General features: G+C 63.1%; 13 protein-coding genes. 7 read left to right on the top strand and 6 right to left on the bottom strand.

What is annotated here, in order from left to right; all coding sequences use genetic code 11:
- Positions 1–7 precede the first annotated feature (7 nt).
- The 7 genes from LDN75_RS08895 (at position 8) to LDN75_RS08865 (ending at position 8,953) form a co-directional block, all read left to right on the top strand.
- On the top strand, positions 8–1,375 hold the full coding sequence (locus tag LDN75_RS08895) for a DUF6421 family protein (protein WP_223936915.1): 1,368 nt from the start codon (positions 8–10) through the stop codon (positions 1,373–1,375).
- Entirely contained in the window at positions 1,375–2,112 is a 738-nt protein-coding gene (locus LDN75_RS08890) for an SDR family NAD(P)-dependent oxidoreductase (protein WP_223936906.1), read from the top strand. Before LDN75_RS08895 ends, LDN75_RS08890 begins: the two co-directional genes overlap by 1 nt.
- 10 nt (positions 2,113–2,122) lie before the next feature.
- Positions 2,123–3,241, top strand: a complete 1,119-nt coding sequence (locus LDN75_RS08885) for a low specificity L-threonine aldolase (RefSeq protein ID WP_223936898.1) — start codon at positions 2,123–2,125, stop codon at positions 3,239–3,241.
- A gap of 69 nt (positions 3,242–3,310) precedes the next feature.
- Positions 3,311–3,970 (top strand): DUF3000 domain-containing protein, encoded by a 660-nt coding sequence (locus LDN75_RS08880; RefSeq protein ID WP_223936896.1) that lies wholly within the window; start codon positions 3,311–3,313, stop codon positions 3,968–3,970.
- A gap of 59 nt (positions 3,971–4,029) precedes the next feature.
- A complete protein-coding gene (locus LDN75_RS08875; protein WP_223936894.1) occupies positions 4,030–5,373 on the top strand; it encodes an HRDC domain-containing protein in 1,344 nt (447 codons plus the stop codon).
- Between the two features lie 170 nt (positions 5,374–5,543).
- Positions 5,544–6,812, top strand: coding sequence for an acetyl-CoA C-acyltransferase (locus tag LDN75_RS08870; RefSeq protein WP_223936881.1), 1,269 nt, complete (start codon positions 5,544–5,546; stop codon positions 6,810–6,812).
- Positions 6,809–8,953 carry a 3-hydroxyacyl-CoA dehydrogenase NAD-binding domain-containing protein gene (locus LDN75_RS08865; RefSeq protein ID WP_223936879.1) on the top strand — a complete coding sequence of 715 codons (2,145 nt, stop codon included), beginning with the start codon at positions 6,809–6,811 and terminating at the stop codon, positions 8,951–8,953. Before LDN75_RS08870 ends, LDN75_RS08865 begins: the two co-directional genes overlap by 4 nt.
- Positions 8,954–9,040: 87 nt before the next feature.
- Here LDN75_RS08865 and LDN75_RS08860 read toward each other — a convergent pair whose 3' ends face one another.
- The 6 genes from LDN75_RS08860 to acnA all read right to left on the bottom strand — a co-directional run bounded on the left by LDN75_RS08860 (position 9,041) and on the right by acnA (position 16,408).
- A complete protein-coding gene (locus LDN75_RS08860; protein WP_223936871.1) occupies positions 9,041–10,018 on the bottom strand; it encodes an aldo/keto reductase in 978 nt (325 codons plus the stop codon).
- A 42-nt stretch (positions 10,019–10,060) separates the two neighbouring features.
- The gene (locus LDN75_RS08855) at positions 10,061–10,279 is read right to left on the bottom strand and encodes a hypothetical protein (protein ID WP_223936869.1); all 219 of its coding nucleotides are present in this window, start codon (positions 10,277–10,279) and stop codon (positions 10,061–10,063) included.
- A gap of 32 nt (positions 10,280–10,311) precedes the next feature.
- A complete protein-coding gene (locus LDN75_RS08850) occupies positions 10,312–10,872 on the bottom strand; it encodes a hypothetical protein (protein WP_223936867.1) in 561 nt (186 codons plus the stop codon).
- Positions 10,869–11,438, bottom strand: a complete 570-nt coding sequence (locus tag LDN75_RS08845; protein WP_223936865.1) for a DUF402 domain-containing protein — start codon at positions 11,436–11,438, stop codon at positions 10,869–10,871. The genes LDN75_RS08850 and LDN75_RS08845 overlap by 4 nt, the downstream gene beginning before the upstream one ends.
- Positions 11,435–13,408, bottom strand: coding sequence for a 1-deoxy-D-xylulose-5-phosphate synthase (gene dxs / locus LDN75_RS08840; RefSeq protein ID WP_223936863.1), 1,974 nt, complete (start codon positions 13,406–13,408; stop codon positions 11,435–11,437). The genes LDN75_RS08845 and dxs overlap by 4 nt, the downstream gene beginning before the upstream one ends.
- A gap of 189 nt (positions 13,409–13,597) precedes the next feature.
- Positions 13,598–16,408, bottom strand: a complete 2,811-nt coding sequence (gene acnA / locus LDN75_RS08835) for an aconitate hydratase AcnA (protein WP_223936861.1) — start codon at positions 16,406–16,408, stop codon at positions 13,598–13,600.
- Between the last annotated feature and the right edge of the window lie 166 nt (positions 16,409–16,574).

Genomic DNA, 16,574 nt, shown 5'->3' with positions numbered 1-16,574 from the left:
AGCATCAATGACCATTACCGCCACAGCCGCCCTCCCGCGTGTCACCGCAGACAACGCGGAGTGGGCCGCGCTCAAGGCCGCCGCCACCACACTTCAGGCCTACCAGGAGCAGGACGGTTCCATTGCGGACCCGGCCGCCCACGACGAAGCCGCCCAACTGGTAGCAACAATTTCGGATGCCATCACCAGGCTGGCCCCCCACTTCCCACACGACGCCCGGTACCTTGAACTGCTGGTGGAAGACTTCAGCCGTTGGGTCCAAAGTGGCTTCGGAGTTCCGGACTTCCTGGACTCCCTTCAGGCGTTCCAGCCGCAGGAACAGCGGGTCGATGGTCTCCAGCACCTGGTGGTCTTCCCCATGTACACCCAGAACGGCAGCACCAACAGGCTGGTCGAAGCTGTCTTGATCGAGGTCATTTGGCCGGAGTTCATTGGCGGACTGGAAGCCGGCGAGTACTCCAACAAACTCTTCGTTCCCATCCGTTTCATTGATTTCACGCCGGGCTACGACACCAACTCGGCAGTCCTCTTCCCGGAGACAGTGGCTGTCCGTGAGACGCCAACCTTCACGTGGGGCGCCATCTTTGCAGACCGCGAAGCGGCCCGGTTCCGGCGCGTCCTTAAAGCTGCGGCTGCCACCACGTCCCTTGAACTCCCTGCGGACGCCGCGGAACTCCTTGGCGACCAGGAACTCACCCAGCGCACGTTCGTTATGTGGGACCTGATCCACGACCGCACCCACATGCGCGGCGATCTTCCCTTCGACCCGTTCATGATCAAGCAGCGCATGCCGTTCTTCCTCTACTCACTGGAAGAGCTGCGATGCGACCTCACGGCCTTCCGCGAGTCCGTGCGCATTGAGAAGGACGAGAACGCCGATCCTGATGCCCGCAAGCACGCCAAGCTTGTGCAGTACGCCGTGATTTTTGACCGGATCTTCCGCTTCGCCATCACCGGCAACCGCGTCCGCAACTACGACGGCCTTGGTGGCCAGCTCCTGTTCGCGTGGATGCACCAACACCACGTGCTGCACTGGACGGACGGCAAGCTCCGCATCGACTGGGACGAAGTGGCAGACGTGGTTATCGAGCTCGGTGCCAGGATCGAAGAGCTGTACTGGCGTTCCATCGACCGCCCGAAGACCGCCCACTGGCTTGCAGCCTATGAGCTTATTTCCGGTACAGTGACTCCACACCCGGCGTCGCTTTGGGCCAAGGGCCCTGAAGCGCTGCCTTTGAACGGCGCCCCCCGCGGCCTTACCGACCAAGTCCTGGACGACGAGTTCCCGCTTTCGATGTTCTACGAAGCACTGGAGAAGAAGATGCGCCCTGTTATCGAATCCACCACCGGCATCACGGGCGCGACGGCGGCCTGATGACCCCACTGACAGTCCTCGTGACCGGCGGCAGCAGCGCGTCCGGCGTCGCTGCGGCGCGCGCTTTGGCGGCCGCCGGTCACAGGGTGTTCACCGTAGGTTCGGACGATGTGCGCATCAAGGCCGCAGCTTTGGAAGCCGGAGACGGGGTGACCCCGCTGGTTTGCGACCTCGCAAGCCTTGACGCCGTCCGCGAACTGGCAGAGACGATTCACCTGCTGGGCGTGCAGCGCATAGATGGCGTCATCCATCTTGTAGGTGGATGGCGAAGCGCCACCGGCATCGAGGACCAGTCCGACGACGACTGGATCTCCCTTGAAGAGGGCGCGATTACTACCCTGCGCAATGTCTCCCGCGTCTTCTATCGCCAGTTGGAAGAATCACCAAATGGCCGTTTTGCCATGGTCTCGTCCACTACTGCGTCTGCCCCCACAGCCGCTACCGCCAGCTATGCGGCCGCCAAGGCCGCCGCGGAAGCCTGGACACTCGCCGTCGCGGACGGCTTCCGGCAAGCGCAGGCAGAAAACCCGGACACCACGGAAGCCGCCTCGGCGCAACACAGCGCCGCAGTCATTTTCGTGGTCAAATCCCTCGTCGATGCCGCCATGCGGCGCGAGCACCCGGAGCGGCGATTCCCCGGCTACACGGACGTCGAAGAACTGGCCGCTGCCGTCGTCGAACTCTTCGACAAACCGGCGGCCACCATCAACGGCCAGCGCATCCTGTTGGCCAAATAGACTTGAAAGCGTGAACGAACAAGTGACGAGTACAACAGAGGCAATCCCGAGCGCCCCCGCCACATCCGGTCAACTCCACGATCCCTCAGTCCGGGGCTTTGCATCGGACAATTACTCCGGGGTCCACCCCGAGATCCTGTCTGCCCTGGCTAACGCCAACGGAGGCCACCAGGTCTCTTATGGAGAGGACGTCTACACTGCCCGGCTCCAGGAGGTCCTGGAACAGCAGTTCGGAAGCGGCATCGAAACATTCCCGGTCTTCAATGGCACAGGCGCCAATGTCCTGTCCCTGCAGTCGCTCCTCCCCCGCTGGGGCGCAGTTATCTGCGCTTCCACGGCGCATATCAACATGGACGAGAATGGGGCGCCTGAGCGCGTGGGCGGCATCAAGCTCCTGCAGGTACCCACGGAAGACGGAAAGCTCACCCCCGCGTTGATCGACCGTGAAGCCTGGGGCTGGGGCGACGAGCACCGCGCGCAGCCCTTGGTTGTTTCCATCACACAAACCACCGAACTGGGCACGTGCTATACGCCCGACGAAGTGCGGGCGATCGCCGACCACGCCCACGCCAAGGGAATGAAGCTGCATATGGACGGAGCGCGGCTGGCAAACGCAGCCGCACACCTCGGCGTCCCCCTGCGTGCGTTCACCCGCGACGCCGGCGTGGACATCCTGTCCTTCGGCGGCACCAAGAACGGTCTGCTTTTCGGTGAAGTCGTGGTCGCCCTGAACCCTGAGGCCGCGGACGGCCTGAAATTCCTTCGCAAGATGAACATGCAGCTTGCTTCGAAGATGCGCTTTATCTCGGCCCAGTTCATCGCCTTGCTGGAGGACGGCCTGTGGCTGCGGTCCGCTGCCCACGCCAACGCCATGGCTGCGCGACTGCGCTCGGCCATCGAAGGTATCGACGGCGTGGAACCCACCCAGGCCACGCAGTCGAACGGCGTCTTTGCAATTCTGCCCGCCGGAGTCGCCGACCGCCTGCGCTCATCCTTCGCCTTCTACGATTGGGACGCTGCCCGCCGCGAAGTGAGGTGGATGTGCTCCTTCGATACCACGGAGGAAGATATCGACGCCTTCGTCGCCGCCATCAAGCGGGAGCTGGCCTCCGATTCACCCGCCAACTAACAAGTGAACAAGGAATTGTCCGGGGCGGCGAGCCTACAGGGATTCGCCGCCCCGGACGCATAATCTGCGATGGTGAACGCCCTCGCCCAGGTTCCCTCGGATTTTCTCTTCGCCTTGGGAACGCTACGAAAAGCACAATGCCGCAGCGAATTGCGGTTGGATGAAATCCCCGCGCCCGCCCGACTGGCACCCTACGCCGTGGCCCTTGGAGCCGAAGTCTTCAGCCCCACCGCAGCCACCCGCCAAGTACCGGTCCACGGCCCTGCAGCCAAAGCCTTCGCAGAAAAACAGAACACCAGCCCGTCCCATGAAGAGGACGACGAACTGGCCACGGGCCGTTTCATCCTGCTGTACGATCCCGATGGATCGGCCGTATGGGAAGGCGAATTCCGGATTGTCACTTACATCCGCGCCCAGATGGACGCCGAGATGGGAAACGACACCATGCTCGGTTCCGTCGCGTGGACCTGGCTGGTGGAAGCCCTTGAAAACCACGCAGCCCAGTACCGCGCTGCGGGCGGTACCGCAACCCGGATTCTGTCGGAGAGCTTCGGTACTCTGTCAGATCGGCCGGACACCATCGACATTGAACTGCGGGCCTCCTGGACACCCGCCACGGCAAATGTGCAAGCACACCTGGAGGCCTGGTCTGACATGGTTTGTACGTTCGCCGGACTGCCGCCCTTGCCACCAGGCGTCACCGGACTACCCAACAGGAGGCTCAATTGATTGCCCCGAATTCGTCAGCAAGGGCCTGCGGCAGCAGGAATCGGTAAGCTTAAGCCACCATGACCCCTGAAAACCTGGATAAAACCACAGCCGGCGATCCGGCTGCTGATCCCACGACCCACATCAAAGTTGAAGGCTTCGACAGCCACATCCCTGAAGTCATCGATCTCGATACCCCGCGCGAAGGCGTGCCCTTGGTCATCGACACCCTGGCCGGACTGGAGCGCTGCGCTGCGGCCATTGCAGCCGGAACCGGGCCGGCCGGTGTCGACGCCGAACGCGCTTCCGGATTCCGGTACGGCCAGCGCGCCTTCCTGGTGCAGATCCGCCGTGAAGGAGCCGGCACCTGGTTGATCGACCCCGAACCCTTTGACAACCTGGACATCGTCAACGATGCGCTCCGCGGCGTCGAATGGATCCTGCACGCCGCCACCCAGGACCTTCCGTGCCTTTCCGAGCTGGGCATGTGGCCAGACAAACTCTTCGATACCGAACTTGCCGCCCGGCTCGCCGGGCTCCCCCGCGTCGGCCTTGCTGCCGTCATCGAGCAACTTCTTGGCTTCGGCCTCGCCAAGGAACATTCCGCCGCTGACTGGTCAACCCGGCCGTTGCCGGAACCCTGGCTTCGCTACGCGGCCTTGGACGTCGAGGTCCTGGCCGAACTCCGGGAAGAACTCATCGAACTTCTGGAGGCGGACGGCAAGCTCGGATTCGCCGAGGAGGAATTCGCGGGAATCCTTGCGGCGGGGATCGCACCGCCACGGGTGGATCCATGGCGAAAGACATCCGGACTCCACCAGATCCGTGACCGCCGCCAGCTGGCCGCCGTCCGGGAACTATGGCAGGAGCGGGATCAACTAGCCCGCAAGCGCGATGTCGCTCCCGGCCGGCTCATCCCGGATTCCGCTCTCGTCGCAGCAGCCAAGGCACTGCCCACCACCGTTCCCCAACTCCTGGCAACCAAGGGCTTCCACGGCAGGTCCGCCCAGCGCGAAGCCCCGAGATGGCTGCGGTGCATAACGACCGCCCGCACGCTCACCGAACTGCCTCCCCTGCACTTGGCCACCAACGCGCCGCCCCCACCACGCGTGTGGGTGGACCGGGACCCGGCGGCTGCAGCGCGCCTCGCCACGGCCCGCCCCGCGCTCCAGGAAAAGGCCGACGAGCTGAAACTTCCCATTGAGAACCTGCTCACCCCGGACTACCTGCGGCGCGTGGCGTGGCGGCCGCCGTCGGACGTCTCACTGGAAACAGTGGCAGCTGAGCTACGCACCCTTGGTGCCCGGGAATGGCAAATCTCCATTGCGGCACCCATCCTGACCGAGGCGTGCCTGAACCCCAAGCCGCTCCCGGGCAAGGAGTCCAAGCCGAAGGAAGCACAGCAATCCAAGGACCCTGCCTGAATTACTGCCTTGCATCTGGGCCCGTCACCCGAACTTCGGTTCGAGGTGGCGGGCCTTCTGCGTCCCACGGCACCTTGCAAGCTAAGTTACTCGCGAGTAACATTGCATCAATGCCAACCGGAGATCCGCTCTGCGGGATCCGGCACCATGTCTCAACGAGGAGTTAACACATGAGTCCATCACGCAGTGCTCAGAGGAACGTCCGCGACGTCGTGTTCGTGGACGGTGTGCGTACGCCCTTCGGCAAAGCGGGCGAAAAAGGCATCTACGCCGGTACCCGCGCCGACGACCTCGTCGTAAAGTGCATCCGCGAACTGATGCGCCGCAACCCATCGTTGCCTGCGGACCGCATTGACGAGGTAGCCATCGCTGCGACAACCCAAACCGGCGACCAAGGCCTCACGATCGGCCGGACGGCGGCCCTCCTGGCGGGCTTGCCCCGCACGGTACCCGGCTTCGCAATCGACCGCATGTGTGCTGGCGCCATGACGGCAGTGACGACGACGGCGAGTGGCATCGGCTTCGGCGCGTACGACGTCGTCATTGCCGGCGGCGTGGAGCACATGGGCAACCACCCCATGGGTGCAGGCGCGGACCCCAACCCGCGATTCATATCCGAACGGCTCGTGGACCCGGCAGCGCTGAACATGGGCAACACAGCAGAGAATCTGCACGACCGTTTCCCTGCAATTACCAAGGACCGAACCGACGCTTACTCGGCCGCCTCGCAGGCCAAGCTGGCGGAAGCTTATTCCAGGCAGCAGATCCAGGAAGACCTGGTCCCCGTGGCCACCATGAAGCCAGGCCAAGGCTGGGCACTGCACACCATGGATGAGCCGCCCCGGCCCGGAACAACGGTAGAGGATCTCGCCGAGCTGCGTACACCGTTCCGCGCCCATGGGCGGGTTACCGCAGGCAACGCAGCGGGGTTGAACGACGGCGCCACCGCTGCGTTGCTCGCTTCGGCAGAGGCCGCAGATGAATTGGGCCTGCCAGTGAAAATGCGGTTGGTCTCCTATGCCTTCGCGGGTGTGGAACCTGAAGTCATGGGGATGGGCCCGGTACCAGCTACGGAGAAGGCCCTCAGGAATGCAGGCCTCGGCATCGACGACATCGGATTGTTCGAGATCAACGAGGCATTCGCCGTACAGGTCCTGAGCTTCCTTGACCACTTCGGCATCGCGGATGACGACCCCCGGGTCAACCGCTACGGCGGGGCGATCGCCGTCGGACATCCGCTCGCTTCCTCGGGCGTTCGACTGATGAACCAACTGGCCCGGCAATTCCAGGAAGATCCCTCGGTCCGTTATGGCATCACCACCATGTGCATCGGCCTGGGGATGGGTGCCACGGTGATCTGGGAGAACCCCCATCACGCTGACTTCGAATCCTCCGTCCCGGCTTCAAGCCACGCCACCACAGAAGGAGCCGCCGCATGAGCGCCGCAGAATTCCAGAAGCTCGCCTCCCTCTTCCCTGACGAGGTAGTGACGCATTCCTACGTCCAGGACATCCAGCTTCCAGGTGGTGCCGGCACCTTTGCCCTGATCACCCTGGACAACGGCCTGGACCACTCCAAGCCCACCACCCTTGGACCAAACACCCTCGTGGAATTGGGCAACGTTCTGGAAGGGCTCAAGGAGCGCGCCACCAAGGGCGAGATCGTCGGCGTCGGCGTAACCGGCAAACCATACTTCCTGGTGGCCGGCGCGGACTTGTCTGCGGTGAAGACCCTCAAGGAACGTGAGCACGGCTTGTGGATGGCCCAGCTCGGACATGCGGTGTACTCGACCTTGGCCGACCTTGGGGTGCCCAGCTTCGCCTTCATCAACGGCCTGGCCCTTGGCGGCGGCCTGGAGATCGCCCTGCAGTCAACCTATCGGACCGTCTCCACGGGCGCGGGTGCCCTGGCCCTGCCTGAGGCGTTCATTGGCCTTGTTCCGGGCTGGGGCGGCGTTTATATCCTCCCCCGCCTGATCGGACCCGAGAATGCCGTCAAGGTGATGATCGAGAACCCGCTCAGCAACAACCGCACCCTCACTGGCCCCGAGGCGTTTGATCTCGGTATTGCCGATGCAATCTTCGAGCCGGCCGACTTCGTGGAGCAGTCCCTGGCTTGGGCGGCCCGTGTCATTGCCGGCGAAGAGACACCGGCGCGGGAGAACGCCGTCGATCCCTCGGACGAGGGCATCGCCCGCCGCTGGACTGCAGCCGTCTCGGCGGGCCGTGCGTTTGTGGAGGCGAAGACCTCCAATGCCTCGCCCGCGCCCGCCAAAGTGCTGGACATCATGGAAGCAAACCGCACCATGAGCCAGGGCGAATCGGCGGAACTGGAATGTGAGACCCTTGCCGGACTGATGCAGACGGACGAATTCCGTTCCACCGTGTACGCGTTCCTGGACCTTGTCCAGAAACGATCCAAGCGGCCTGCCGGGGCTCCGGACCGCAAGCTGGCCCGCCCTGTCACCAAGGTGGGCGTGGTAGGCGCCGGACTCATGGCAAGCCAGTTGGCGCTACTCTTCGCGCGCCAACTCAAGGTGCCCGTCGTCATGACAGACATCGACCAGGCCAGGGTGGACAAGGGCGTTGCGTACGTCCACGCAGAAGTCGACAAATTGCTGGCAAAGAAGCGAATCAAGGCCGACGCCGCCAACCGGACCAAGGCGCTCGTCACAGGTTCGGTGTCCAAGGAAGTCTTCGCTGATGCCGACTTCGTCATCGAGGCCGTGTTTGAAGAGCTGCACATCAAGAAGCAGGTCTTCGCGGAAGTGGAGGAGATCGTCTCCCCCGAGTGCATCCTTGCCACCAACACTTCCTCGCTGTCCGTGACCGCCATGGCCGAGGACCTCCGGCACCCGGAGCGGGTGGTGGGCTTCCATTTCTTCAACCCTGTTGCCGTCATGCCGCTCCTGGAAATTGTCCGGGCGCCAAAGACTGACGACGCCGTACTTGCTACGGCTTTTGAACTCGCCAAGGGCCTGAAAAAGACCGCAGTCCTGGTTAAGGACGCCCCGGCGTTCGTCGTGAACCGGATCCTGCTCCGCCTCATGGGCGAAGTTATCGCCGCCTTCGACGAAGGCACCCCGGCCGAGGTCGCAGACACCGCTTTGCGTCCCATGGGCCTGCCGATGACTCCCTTCACCTTGAGCGCCATGGTGGGCCTGCCGGTGGCACAGCATGTGCAGGAGTCCCTCCATAATGCTTTCGGAGACCGTTTCCCGGTATCACAGAACCTGCAAAAGCTCATCGACAACGGCGTAAAGTCACTCTGGGTACCCGGTCCCGATGGAAACCCGGTCATCCCCGCAGAGACCCTGGCCATCATGTCCTTCGGCAACACTCCCTCTACAGGAGCGGAGGTGTTGCGGCGCACCCAGGACGCACTGGCCGAAGAAATCGGACTGATGCTTGAAGAAGGTGTAGTTGCCGGGCCTGAGGACATCGACCTCTGCGTCATCCTTGGAGCGGGCTGGCCCATGTTCCTGGGCGGCATCACTCCATACCTGGACCGTGTCGGCGCCTCCGAACGAGTCAACGGCAAGCGCTTCCTGGCACCGGGCGTCGCGTCCGCTCCCGCCTAGGCCTTTCTGCACGCAACGAGGCTTTTACGGAAAAGGGAGGGCCGTGGCAGGAGCGAAAGCTTCGGCCACGGCCCTCCCTTTTTACGGCTAGAAGAGTGCCACCTTGGGAGCACGCGGGAAGATGTCGTCCAGTTCCTCGCGCTCCTCCTGGCTCGGGACCCAGCACACGGCTTCGGCGTTCTCACGAATCTGCTCCGGACGGGTTGCCCCTGCAATGACGCTGCTGACGCCCGGCTGGGCTGCCAGCCAGGAGAACGCGAGCTGCACCTCGGTGATGCCTCGCTCCTTGGCGAACTGGCTAAAGCGGCCCAGTTGCTCCCAGTCGGCGTCATGCACGAGGTTGGTCCGGGTGTGGCTCAGGCGGGTGCCTTCCGGGGCATGGCCCGCGGAGTACTTGCCGGTAAGCAGACCGTTGGCAAGAGGGAAGTAAGGGAGCACACCAAGCGAGAAGGCGCTGGCGGCCGGAAGTACCTCAAGCTCGGCACGGCGGTCCAGCAGGTTGTAATGGTTCTGGGTTGAAATGAAGCGGGCCCCGCCAGACTGCCGCCCAACGTACTCGGCTTCGGCGATCTGCCACCCGGCAAAGTTCGAGTGTCCGATGTAGCGGACCTTGCCGCTGCTGACCAGGACATCCAACGCTGCAAGGGTTTCCTCGATGGGCGTCTGTGTGTCTGGTGTGTGGAACTGGTAGAGGTCGATCCAGTCCGTACCAAGCCGGCGCAATGAGGCTTCCACCGCCTTGAGGATGTAGCGCCGGGAACCGCGCGCACCAAAGTCGTTGCCATTGACCCCGTGCATATCCATACCAAACTTGGTACCGATGACGACGTCGTCGCGATGCCCCTTGAGGGCTTTGCCAAGCATGACCTCGCTGAGGCCGGGCTCACGTCCGTAGACATCGGCGACGTCGAAGAAAGTCACCCCGGCATCAATTGCGGCGTGGACAACGGCATCCGTGCCTTCCTGCGACTCCGTGGGAGTGTTGGCGCGCCCCAGGTTGTTACAACCCAGCCCGACAGCTGAGACGGTCAGTCCGGAATGGCCAAGGCGTCGATAGTCAGTCATAAAACCCAGCCTATAACGCACTTCCGTGCGCTATGGTCGACGTTAGCGCGAGCCGAAGGAGATGCCGGATTCCTCCATGGCCTCCTCGAGCTGGGCTATGGCTACCGGACCCATGCCGTGGAGCTTGGAGGCCTGCAGTTCGCCAAACTCGGCCAACTGTTCCAAAGTTTCGATGCCTTCGTGGGCCAACGCCCGTTTCGCTGGCGCCGCCAGGCCCTTGGGTAGCGGCGTATGTCCGGGCCAATTGCTCTTGGACGACATGGAACATCCCTCCTGCGTGCGTTAGGTCCTACTTAGAGGGTAAAGCCCACGCCTTGCTTGGGCGAGTGCTTTAGGCGGAATGCGGTGGGGTCGCCGTGCGGAGCCGCTGCGACGGAGAGCTTGGTGAAATCGAGGTCTTCGTTGCGTACACAGATCTTGATGGCATTGACGGCTTTGTTGACATCCGGGCAAAGGCAAAAGACGTTCAGGTGTGAGTTGCCTATCTCCGTGCGATCCACGATTCCCAGTCCTCGCCACGCCAGTTCACCAGTGAGCGCAGCCTTTGCCTTGCGCTCCAAGTAGCGGTCACGTTCAGTGCCGTCCTTGGTTTTCAGCGCAAACTGTGCCACCACCCAAAACTGCTCGGACTCCGGGATCTCGGCGTACCCGTCCTCTTCACACTGGACAGCGAAAGCCGCCATCAACCCGTCAACCGAAGTGTCGTCGTCGACGCCTGTTTCATCAGTCCTGCTTTGGTGGCCCACCACGCCGTGATTGATCACGAACTGGTGGTCGTCGTCGTCATACCAGGCTTCACGGAAGTGAAGTACTCCCTCGTCGTCGCGCTTGTACATGCGGATAATGCCGCTCATGCCCGTCCTTTCCTGAACCACTCTGCACTGGTATTGCTGGCGCCCTCGACGTCGAATGGAGCCCTCATGGCGTCCACTGCATCACGAAGGGCTGCGCATTCTGCACGCATGGTTTCCACGGTTTCTGCGGGATAGCCCATGCCTACCCTGTGGTCCTCAAACTCATCTTCGTCATCGACGAACACTCCATGACGGGTGGAACGGATGACATCCAGGTCCATGTCGATCATATGGAACTCGGTGACGCCTGGCCTCAGGGTGTTCCATCCATGATCAGTTGCCAGGTCTACGTAGATCCGGAAGTCACCCGGGTAGCTGTCGTCATAGAAAGTCGCGACGAATTCGCCGGTACGCGGTACCAGCAGAACGGCATCCGAGGCCGTGTAGAAGGCAGCGCCGGGACGCGAACAGAACTCCCCCGCACCTTGGAAAATCCACCAGCCGTGGATGTCCTCACCCAAGTAGCGGCCAGGCACAACCCAGTGTGCCTTGCCGTTCCACTTCCTGTTTCTCGCCACCACGAGGTCGCCAGGCTGCAGGGAGCCGGGCTCGCGATCGGAACTCACAGTTTGGGCAAACTGCCGGTGGTGGGGTGTTCCTGACCTGGCAGGGGCCGTGCAAAGGGGACCTTGGTCCCCAAAACCTGGGCTACGACGTCGTGGGCTATTTTCTGGGCCGTCAGTCCGACGCGCTCCAGGACCTGGCTCCTGGATCCGTGCACCAGGAACTCGACCGGCAAGCCGACCTCATTGAGTGCAGTATCCACGCCTGCTGCGCGCATCTCCTGGCGGATACGGGAACCCACACCGCCGGCGCGGACGCCGTCCTCGATGCAGATGACCAGGCGGTGCCGGGCGGCAAGGGCGATGATCGATCTGCGGACAGGCAAAAGCCAGCGGGGGTCAACCACTGTGGAGCTGATCCCCTGCGCGCCAAGACGGCTGGCGACATCCAGGGCGAGCTCGGACATGGCACCAACGCTGATGATCAGGACATCGTTTTCGGTGGAACCCTCGGGACGGCGCGCAAGGATATCCACGCCGTCGTGGAGACGCTCAATGGCCTCAACTTCAGAGCCGACGCTTCCTTTGGAGAACCGCACTACGGTGGGGGCGTCATTGATGGCGACCGCCTCGCGAAGTTCCTCCCTGAGCCGGGTGGCATCGCGCGGGGCGGCCAAATGGAGCCCGGGGACAATCTGGACCATCGCCATGTCCCACATGCCGTGGTGGCTGGGACCGTCCGGCCCCGTGACGCCTGCGCGGTCCAGGACAATCGTGACGCCTGCCTTATGGAGCGCGACATCCATCAGGAGCTGGTCGAAGGCCCTGTTCAGGAAGGTGGCATAAACCGCCACGACCGGGTGCAGGCCGCCAAAGGCCATGCCAGCCGCTGACGTGAGCGCATGCTGTTCGGCAATGCCGACGTCAATGACGCGTTCAGGGTGGCGCTCCGAGAATTTGTGCAGGCCAACAGGAATGAGCATTGCCCCGGTGATACCGACGATATCGGGACGTTCGTCGGCGATGTCGGCGATTTCCTCCGCAAAAACCGAGGTCCATGACCTGGCACCGGGCGTCTCGGTCGGCTCGCCCGTCTCGGGATCGATGATGCCGACGGCATGGAATTGGTCGGCCTCGTTGGCAAGGGCGGGGGCATATCCATGGCCCTTTTCGGTCATGGCATGCACGATCACCGGGCCGCCGTAGGCTTTGGCAGTGCTGAGGGCGTGTTCCATGGCGTGAAGGTTGTGTCCGTCAACGGGACCGATGTACTTCATGCCCAGGTCCTCGAACATTCCCTGGGGCGCCCACCAGTCCTTGATGCCCTTCTTCATGGCGTGCAGGCTCTTGTAGGTGAATTGACCGACCGGGCCGCCGTTCTGGAGCTTCTTCTTCCACCAGTCAAGCATCCGCTCGTAGGCGGGCGTCGTCCTCAGTGAGTCGATGGTGGGGCGCAGCGAGGCCAGGTAGTCGGCAAAACCGCCCACGGTCGGCGCGTAGGAGCGGCCGTTGTCATTCACGACGATGACCACGCGGCGTCGCTTGTCCGCGGCAATGTTGTTGATGGCTTCCCATGTCATGCCGCCGGTCAGGGCGCCATCACCGACCACCGCGACGACGAACCGGTCGCCTTCGCCAGTCAACTGCCGGGCGCGGGAAATACCGTCAGCCCAGGACAAGGACGAGGAAGCATGGGAACTTTCGACGATGTCATGCTCGGATTCGGCGCGATCCGGGTAACCGGAGAGCCCGCCCTGCTGGCGCAGCGTGCTAAAGTCCTGCCTGCCCGTGAGGAGCTTGTGGACATAGGACTGGTGCCCAGTATCAAAAACGATGCTGTCCCGGGGCGACTCGAAGATCCGATGCACAGCAAGCGTGAGCTCGACGACGCCGAGGTTGGGCCCCAGGTGTCCACCCGTAGCGGCAACGTTGGTAATCAGGAAGTTCCTGATCTCGCCGGCCAGCTGTTCCAGCTCATGGCTGGACAGTTTGGCCAGGTCCTGTGGATCCTTGATGGTTTCCAAGAGTCCCAACGGCCCTCCTTAGGGTGAATGACGTGCTTGTTAACTTTAGCGCGTGCCGGGGCCAGCGTTTTCGCGCGCGCGTGCGAGGTGAATATGCCTGCGAGGTGGATACTCGCCCTGGGACGCCAAAGCCCCGGCTGGTCGGGCGACCAGCCGGGGCTGCCTGGCATCGGAATCAGCTGGAGACCAGCCGGTTCACTATGCTGCGGAGATCTGGCGCAGAACGTACTGCAGGATGCCACCGTTGCGGTAGTAGTCCGCTTCACCTGGGGTGTCGATGCGCAGGACGGCGTCGAAGGACTTGGACGTGCCGTCCTCGGCCGTTGCAGTCACCTTGAGCGTCTTCGGCGTCGTGCCGTTGTTCAGCTCGGTGACGCCTTCGACTGCGAACGTCTCCGTGCCGGTCAGGCCGAGCGTTGCTGCCGACTCGCCAGCCGGGAACTGCAGGGGAAGGACGCCCATGCCGATCAGGTTGGAGCGGTGGATGCGCTCGTAGCTTTCGGCGATGACAGCCTTGACACCCAGGAGGGCGGTACCCTTTGCTGCCCAGTCACGGGACGAACCGGAGCCGTACTCCTTGCCTGCCAGGATAACCAGCGGCGTTCCCGCTGCCTGGTAGTTCTGTGCGGCATCGTAGACGTAGGCCTGCGGTGCGCCTTCCTGGCTGAAGTCGCGGGTGAAACCACCCTCGACGCCGTCCAGGAGCTGGTTCTTGATGCGGATGTTGGCAAAGGTACCGCGGATCATGACCTCGTGGTTGCCACGGCGTGAGCCGTAGGAGTTGAAGTCCTTGCGCTCCACGCCGTTGGCCAGAAGGTACTGGCCCGCCGGGGTGTCCGACTTGAAGGAGCCGGCCGGGGAGATGTGGTCCGTGGTGACGGAATCGCCGAGCTTCAGGAGCACGCGGGCTCCCTGGATGTTCTGGACGGGATCCGGCTGCGCCTTCATGCCCTCGAAGTAAGGGGGCTTCCGCACGTAGGTGGAGTCCTCGGCCCATGCGAAGGTGTCACCGGCGGGGGTGTCGAGCGCCTTCCAGCGGTCGTCGCCGTCGAAAACGCCTTCATAGCCCTTGGCGAACATGGCCTTGTCGATGGAGGAGTCGATGACTTCCTGCACCTCGATGGGGTTGGGCCAGATGTCCTTCAGGAACACCTCGTTGCCGTCCGAATCGGTGCCCAGGGCATCGGTGTCGAAGTCGAAGTCCATGGAACCGGCCAGGGCGTAAGCGATGACCAACGGCGGGGAAGCCAGGTAGTTCATCTTGACGTCCGGGTTGATGCGGCCTTCGAAGTTGCGGTTACCCGAGAGGACAGCCGTCACGGAGAGGTCGTTGGCCTGGATGGCTTCGGAGATCTCCGGCTCCAGCGGGCCGGAGTTACCGATGCAGGTGGCGCAACCGTAGCCCACAATGTAGAAGCCAAGCTTCTCCAGGTACGGGGTCAGGCCGGACTTCTCGTAGTAGTCCGTGACAACCTTCGAGCCCGGGGCGACGGAGGTCTTGACCCAGGGCTTGGAGGTAAGGCCCTTGTCCACGGCGTTGCGGGCGAGAAGCGCCGCTGCCAGCATGACCGAAGGGTTGGACGTGTTGGTGCAGGACGTGATCGACGCGATCGACACCGCACCGTGGTCCAGCTCGAACTCGCGGCCGTCGGCGGTCTTCACGTGCACCGGGGAGGACGGGCGGCCGTGCGCACCGTTGGCGGCGGACGCAACGCGTGCCGTCTCCGTGGTGTGCGAGTCGGCGTGCGTGAACGACGGTGAATCGGAAGCCGGGAAGGACTCGTCCAGGGATTCGTCTACGCTGCCGTCTTCAATGGCGACATAGTTGTGGATGTCCTTGCGGAACTGCTCCTTGGCATCCGTCAGCTCGATGCGGTCCTGGGGACGCTTCGGACCGGAGATGGACGGAACAACCGTTGACAGGTCCAGCTCGAGGAACTCGGAGAAGCGCAGTTCGCGGGAGGGATCGTGCCAGAGGCCCTGTTCCTTGGTGTATGCCTCCACAAGGGCGACATTCTCTTCGGACCGGCCGGTGAGACGCAGGTAGTCAAGGGTGACGTCGTCGATCGGGAACATGGCAGCCGTGGACCCGAATTCCGGGCTCATGTTGCCGATGGTGGCGCGGTTGGCCAGCGGCACTGCTGCGACGCCTTCACCGTAGAACTCGACGAACTTGCCAACAACACCGTGCTTGCGCAGCATTTCGGTGATGGTCAAGACGACGTCTGTGGCGGTGGCGCCGGCCGGGATGCTGCCGTTGAGCTTGAAGCCAACAACGCGGGGAATCAGCATGGAGACGGGCTGGCCAAGCATGGCAGCCTCGGCCTCGATGCCGCCGACGCCCCAGCCCAGGATGCCCAGGCCGTTGACCATGGTGGTGTGGGAGTCGGTTCCAACGCAGGTGTCCGGGTAGGCACGGAGCACGCCGTCGATCTCGCGGGTCATGACAGTGCGGGCCAGGTACTCGATGTTGACCTGGTGGACGATGCCGGTTCCGGGGGGAACAACCTTGAAGTCATCGAAGGCCGTCTGGCCCCAACGCAGGAATTGGTAGCGCTCACCATTGCGCTGGTATTCGATCTCCATGTTGCGCTCCAGCGCGCCGGAGTTACCGAAGGCGTCGATCTGGACGGAGTGGTCGATGACCATTTCAGCGGGTGCCAACGGGTTGACGCGCTTGGGGTCTCCGCCGAGTTCCTTCACGGCCTCGCGCATGGTGGCGAGGTCTACAACGCAGGGCACGCCGGTGAAGTCCTGCATGATGACTCGGGCCGGGGTGAACTGGATTTCGGTATCGGGCTCCGCGTTGGGGTCCCAACCGGCCAGGGCGCGGACGTGGTCAGCCGTAATATTGGCGCCATCCTCAGTCCGCAGGAGGTTTTCAAGCAATACCTTGAGGCTGAACGGAAGGCTGTCTGCGCCCTCTACGGAGTTCAACCGGAAAATTTCATAATCGGTGCCGGCTACATTCAGTACGCCTTTGGAACCGAAGCTGTCCACAGTGCTCATGGCAGGACTCCTCTCGCAACAGTTTCATCTTTGTCGCGTGGTTGGCCGCTAGCCAGTTAGGCGCACCTTACTTAGCCTGGCGGCACTCTCAGTTGGTCACCCCTGTCCGCCGTGCGGAACCATGCGGAGTGGGGCTACTATGCGGGACTACTACGCCCATCGTAGT

This window comes from Arthrobacter sp. StoSoilB5, from assembly GCF_019977235.1.
In the GTDB taxonomy this organism is placed as follows: Bacteria; Actinomycetota; Actinomycetes; order Actinomycetales; family Micrococcaceae; genus Arthrobacter.
The sequence above is the reverse complement of the archived record's forward strand: the minus strand, read 5'-3'. Positions and strand labels throughout refer to the sequence as shown.

Coding starts and splice junctions, on each gene's coding strand:
- LDN75_RS08890 (WP_223936906.1), top strand. CDS start 1,375: ATGACCCCACTGACAGTCCTCGTGACCGGCGGCAGCAGCGCGTCCGGC.
- LDN75_RS08895 (WP_223936915.1), top strand. CDS start 8: ATGACCATTACCGCCACAGCCGCCCTCCCGCGTGTCACCGCAGACAAC.
- LDN75_RS08880 (WP_223936896.1), top strand. CDS start 3,311: ATGGTGAACGCCCTCGCCCAGGTTCCCTCGGATTTTCTCTTCGCCTTG.
- LDN75_RS08870 (WP_223936881.1), top strand. CDS start 5,544: ATGAGTCCATCACGCAGTGCTCAGAGGAACGTCCGCGACGTCGTGTTC.
- LDN75_RS08865 (WP_223936879.1), top strand. CDS start 6,809: ATGAGCGCCGCAGAATTCCAGAAGCTCGCCTCCCTCTTCCCTGACGAG.
- LDN75_RS08855 (WP_223936869.1), bottom strand. CDS start 10,279: ATGTCGTCCAAGAGCAATTGGCCCGGACATACGCCGCTACCCAAGGGC.
- LDN75_RS08860 (WP_223936871.1), bottom strand. CDS start 10,018: ATGACTGACTATCGACGCCTTGGCCATTCCGGACTGACCGTCTCAGCT.
- LDN75_RS08875 (WP_223936894.1), top strand. CDS start 4,030: ATGACCCCTGAAAACCTGGATAAAACCACAGCCGGCGATCCGGCTGCT.
- acnA (WP_223936861.1), bottom strand. CDS start 16,408: ATGAGCACTGTGGACAGCTTCGGTTCCAAAGGCGTACTGAATGTAGCC.
- LDN75_RS08850 (WP_223936867.1), bottom strand. CDS start 10,872: ATGAGCGGCATTATCCGCATGTACAAGCGCGACGACGAGGGAGTACTT.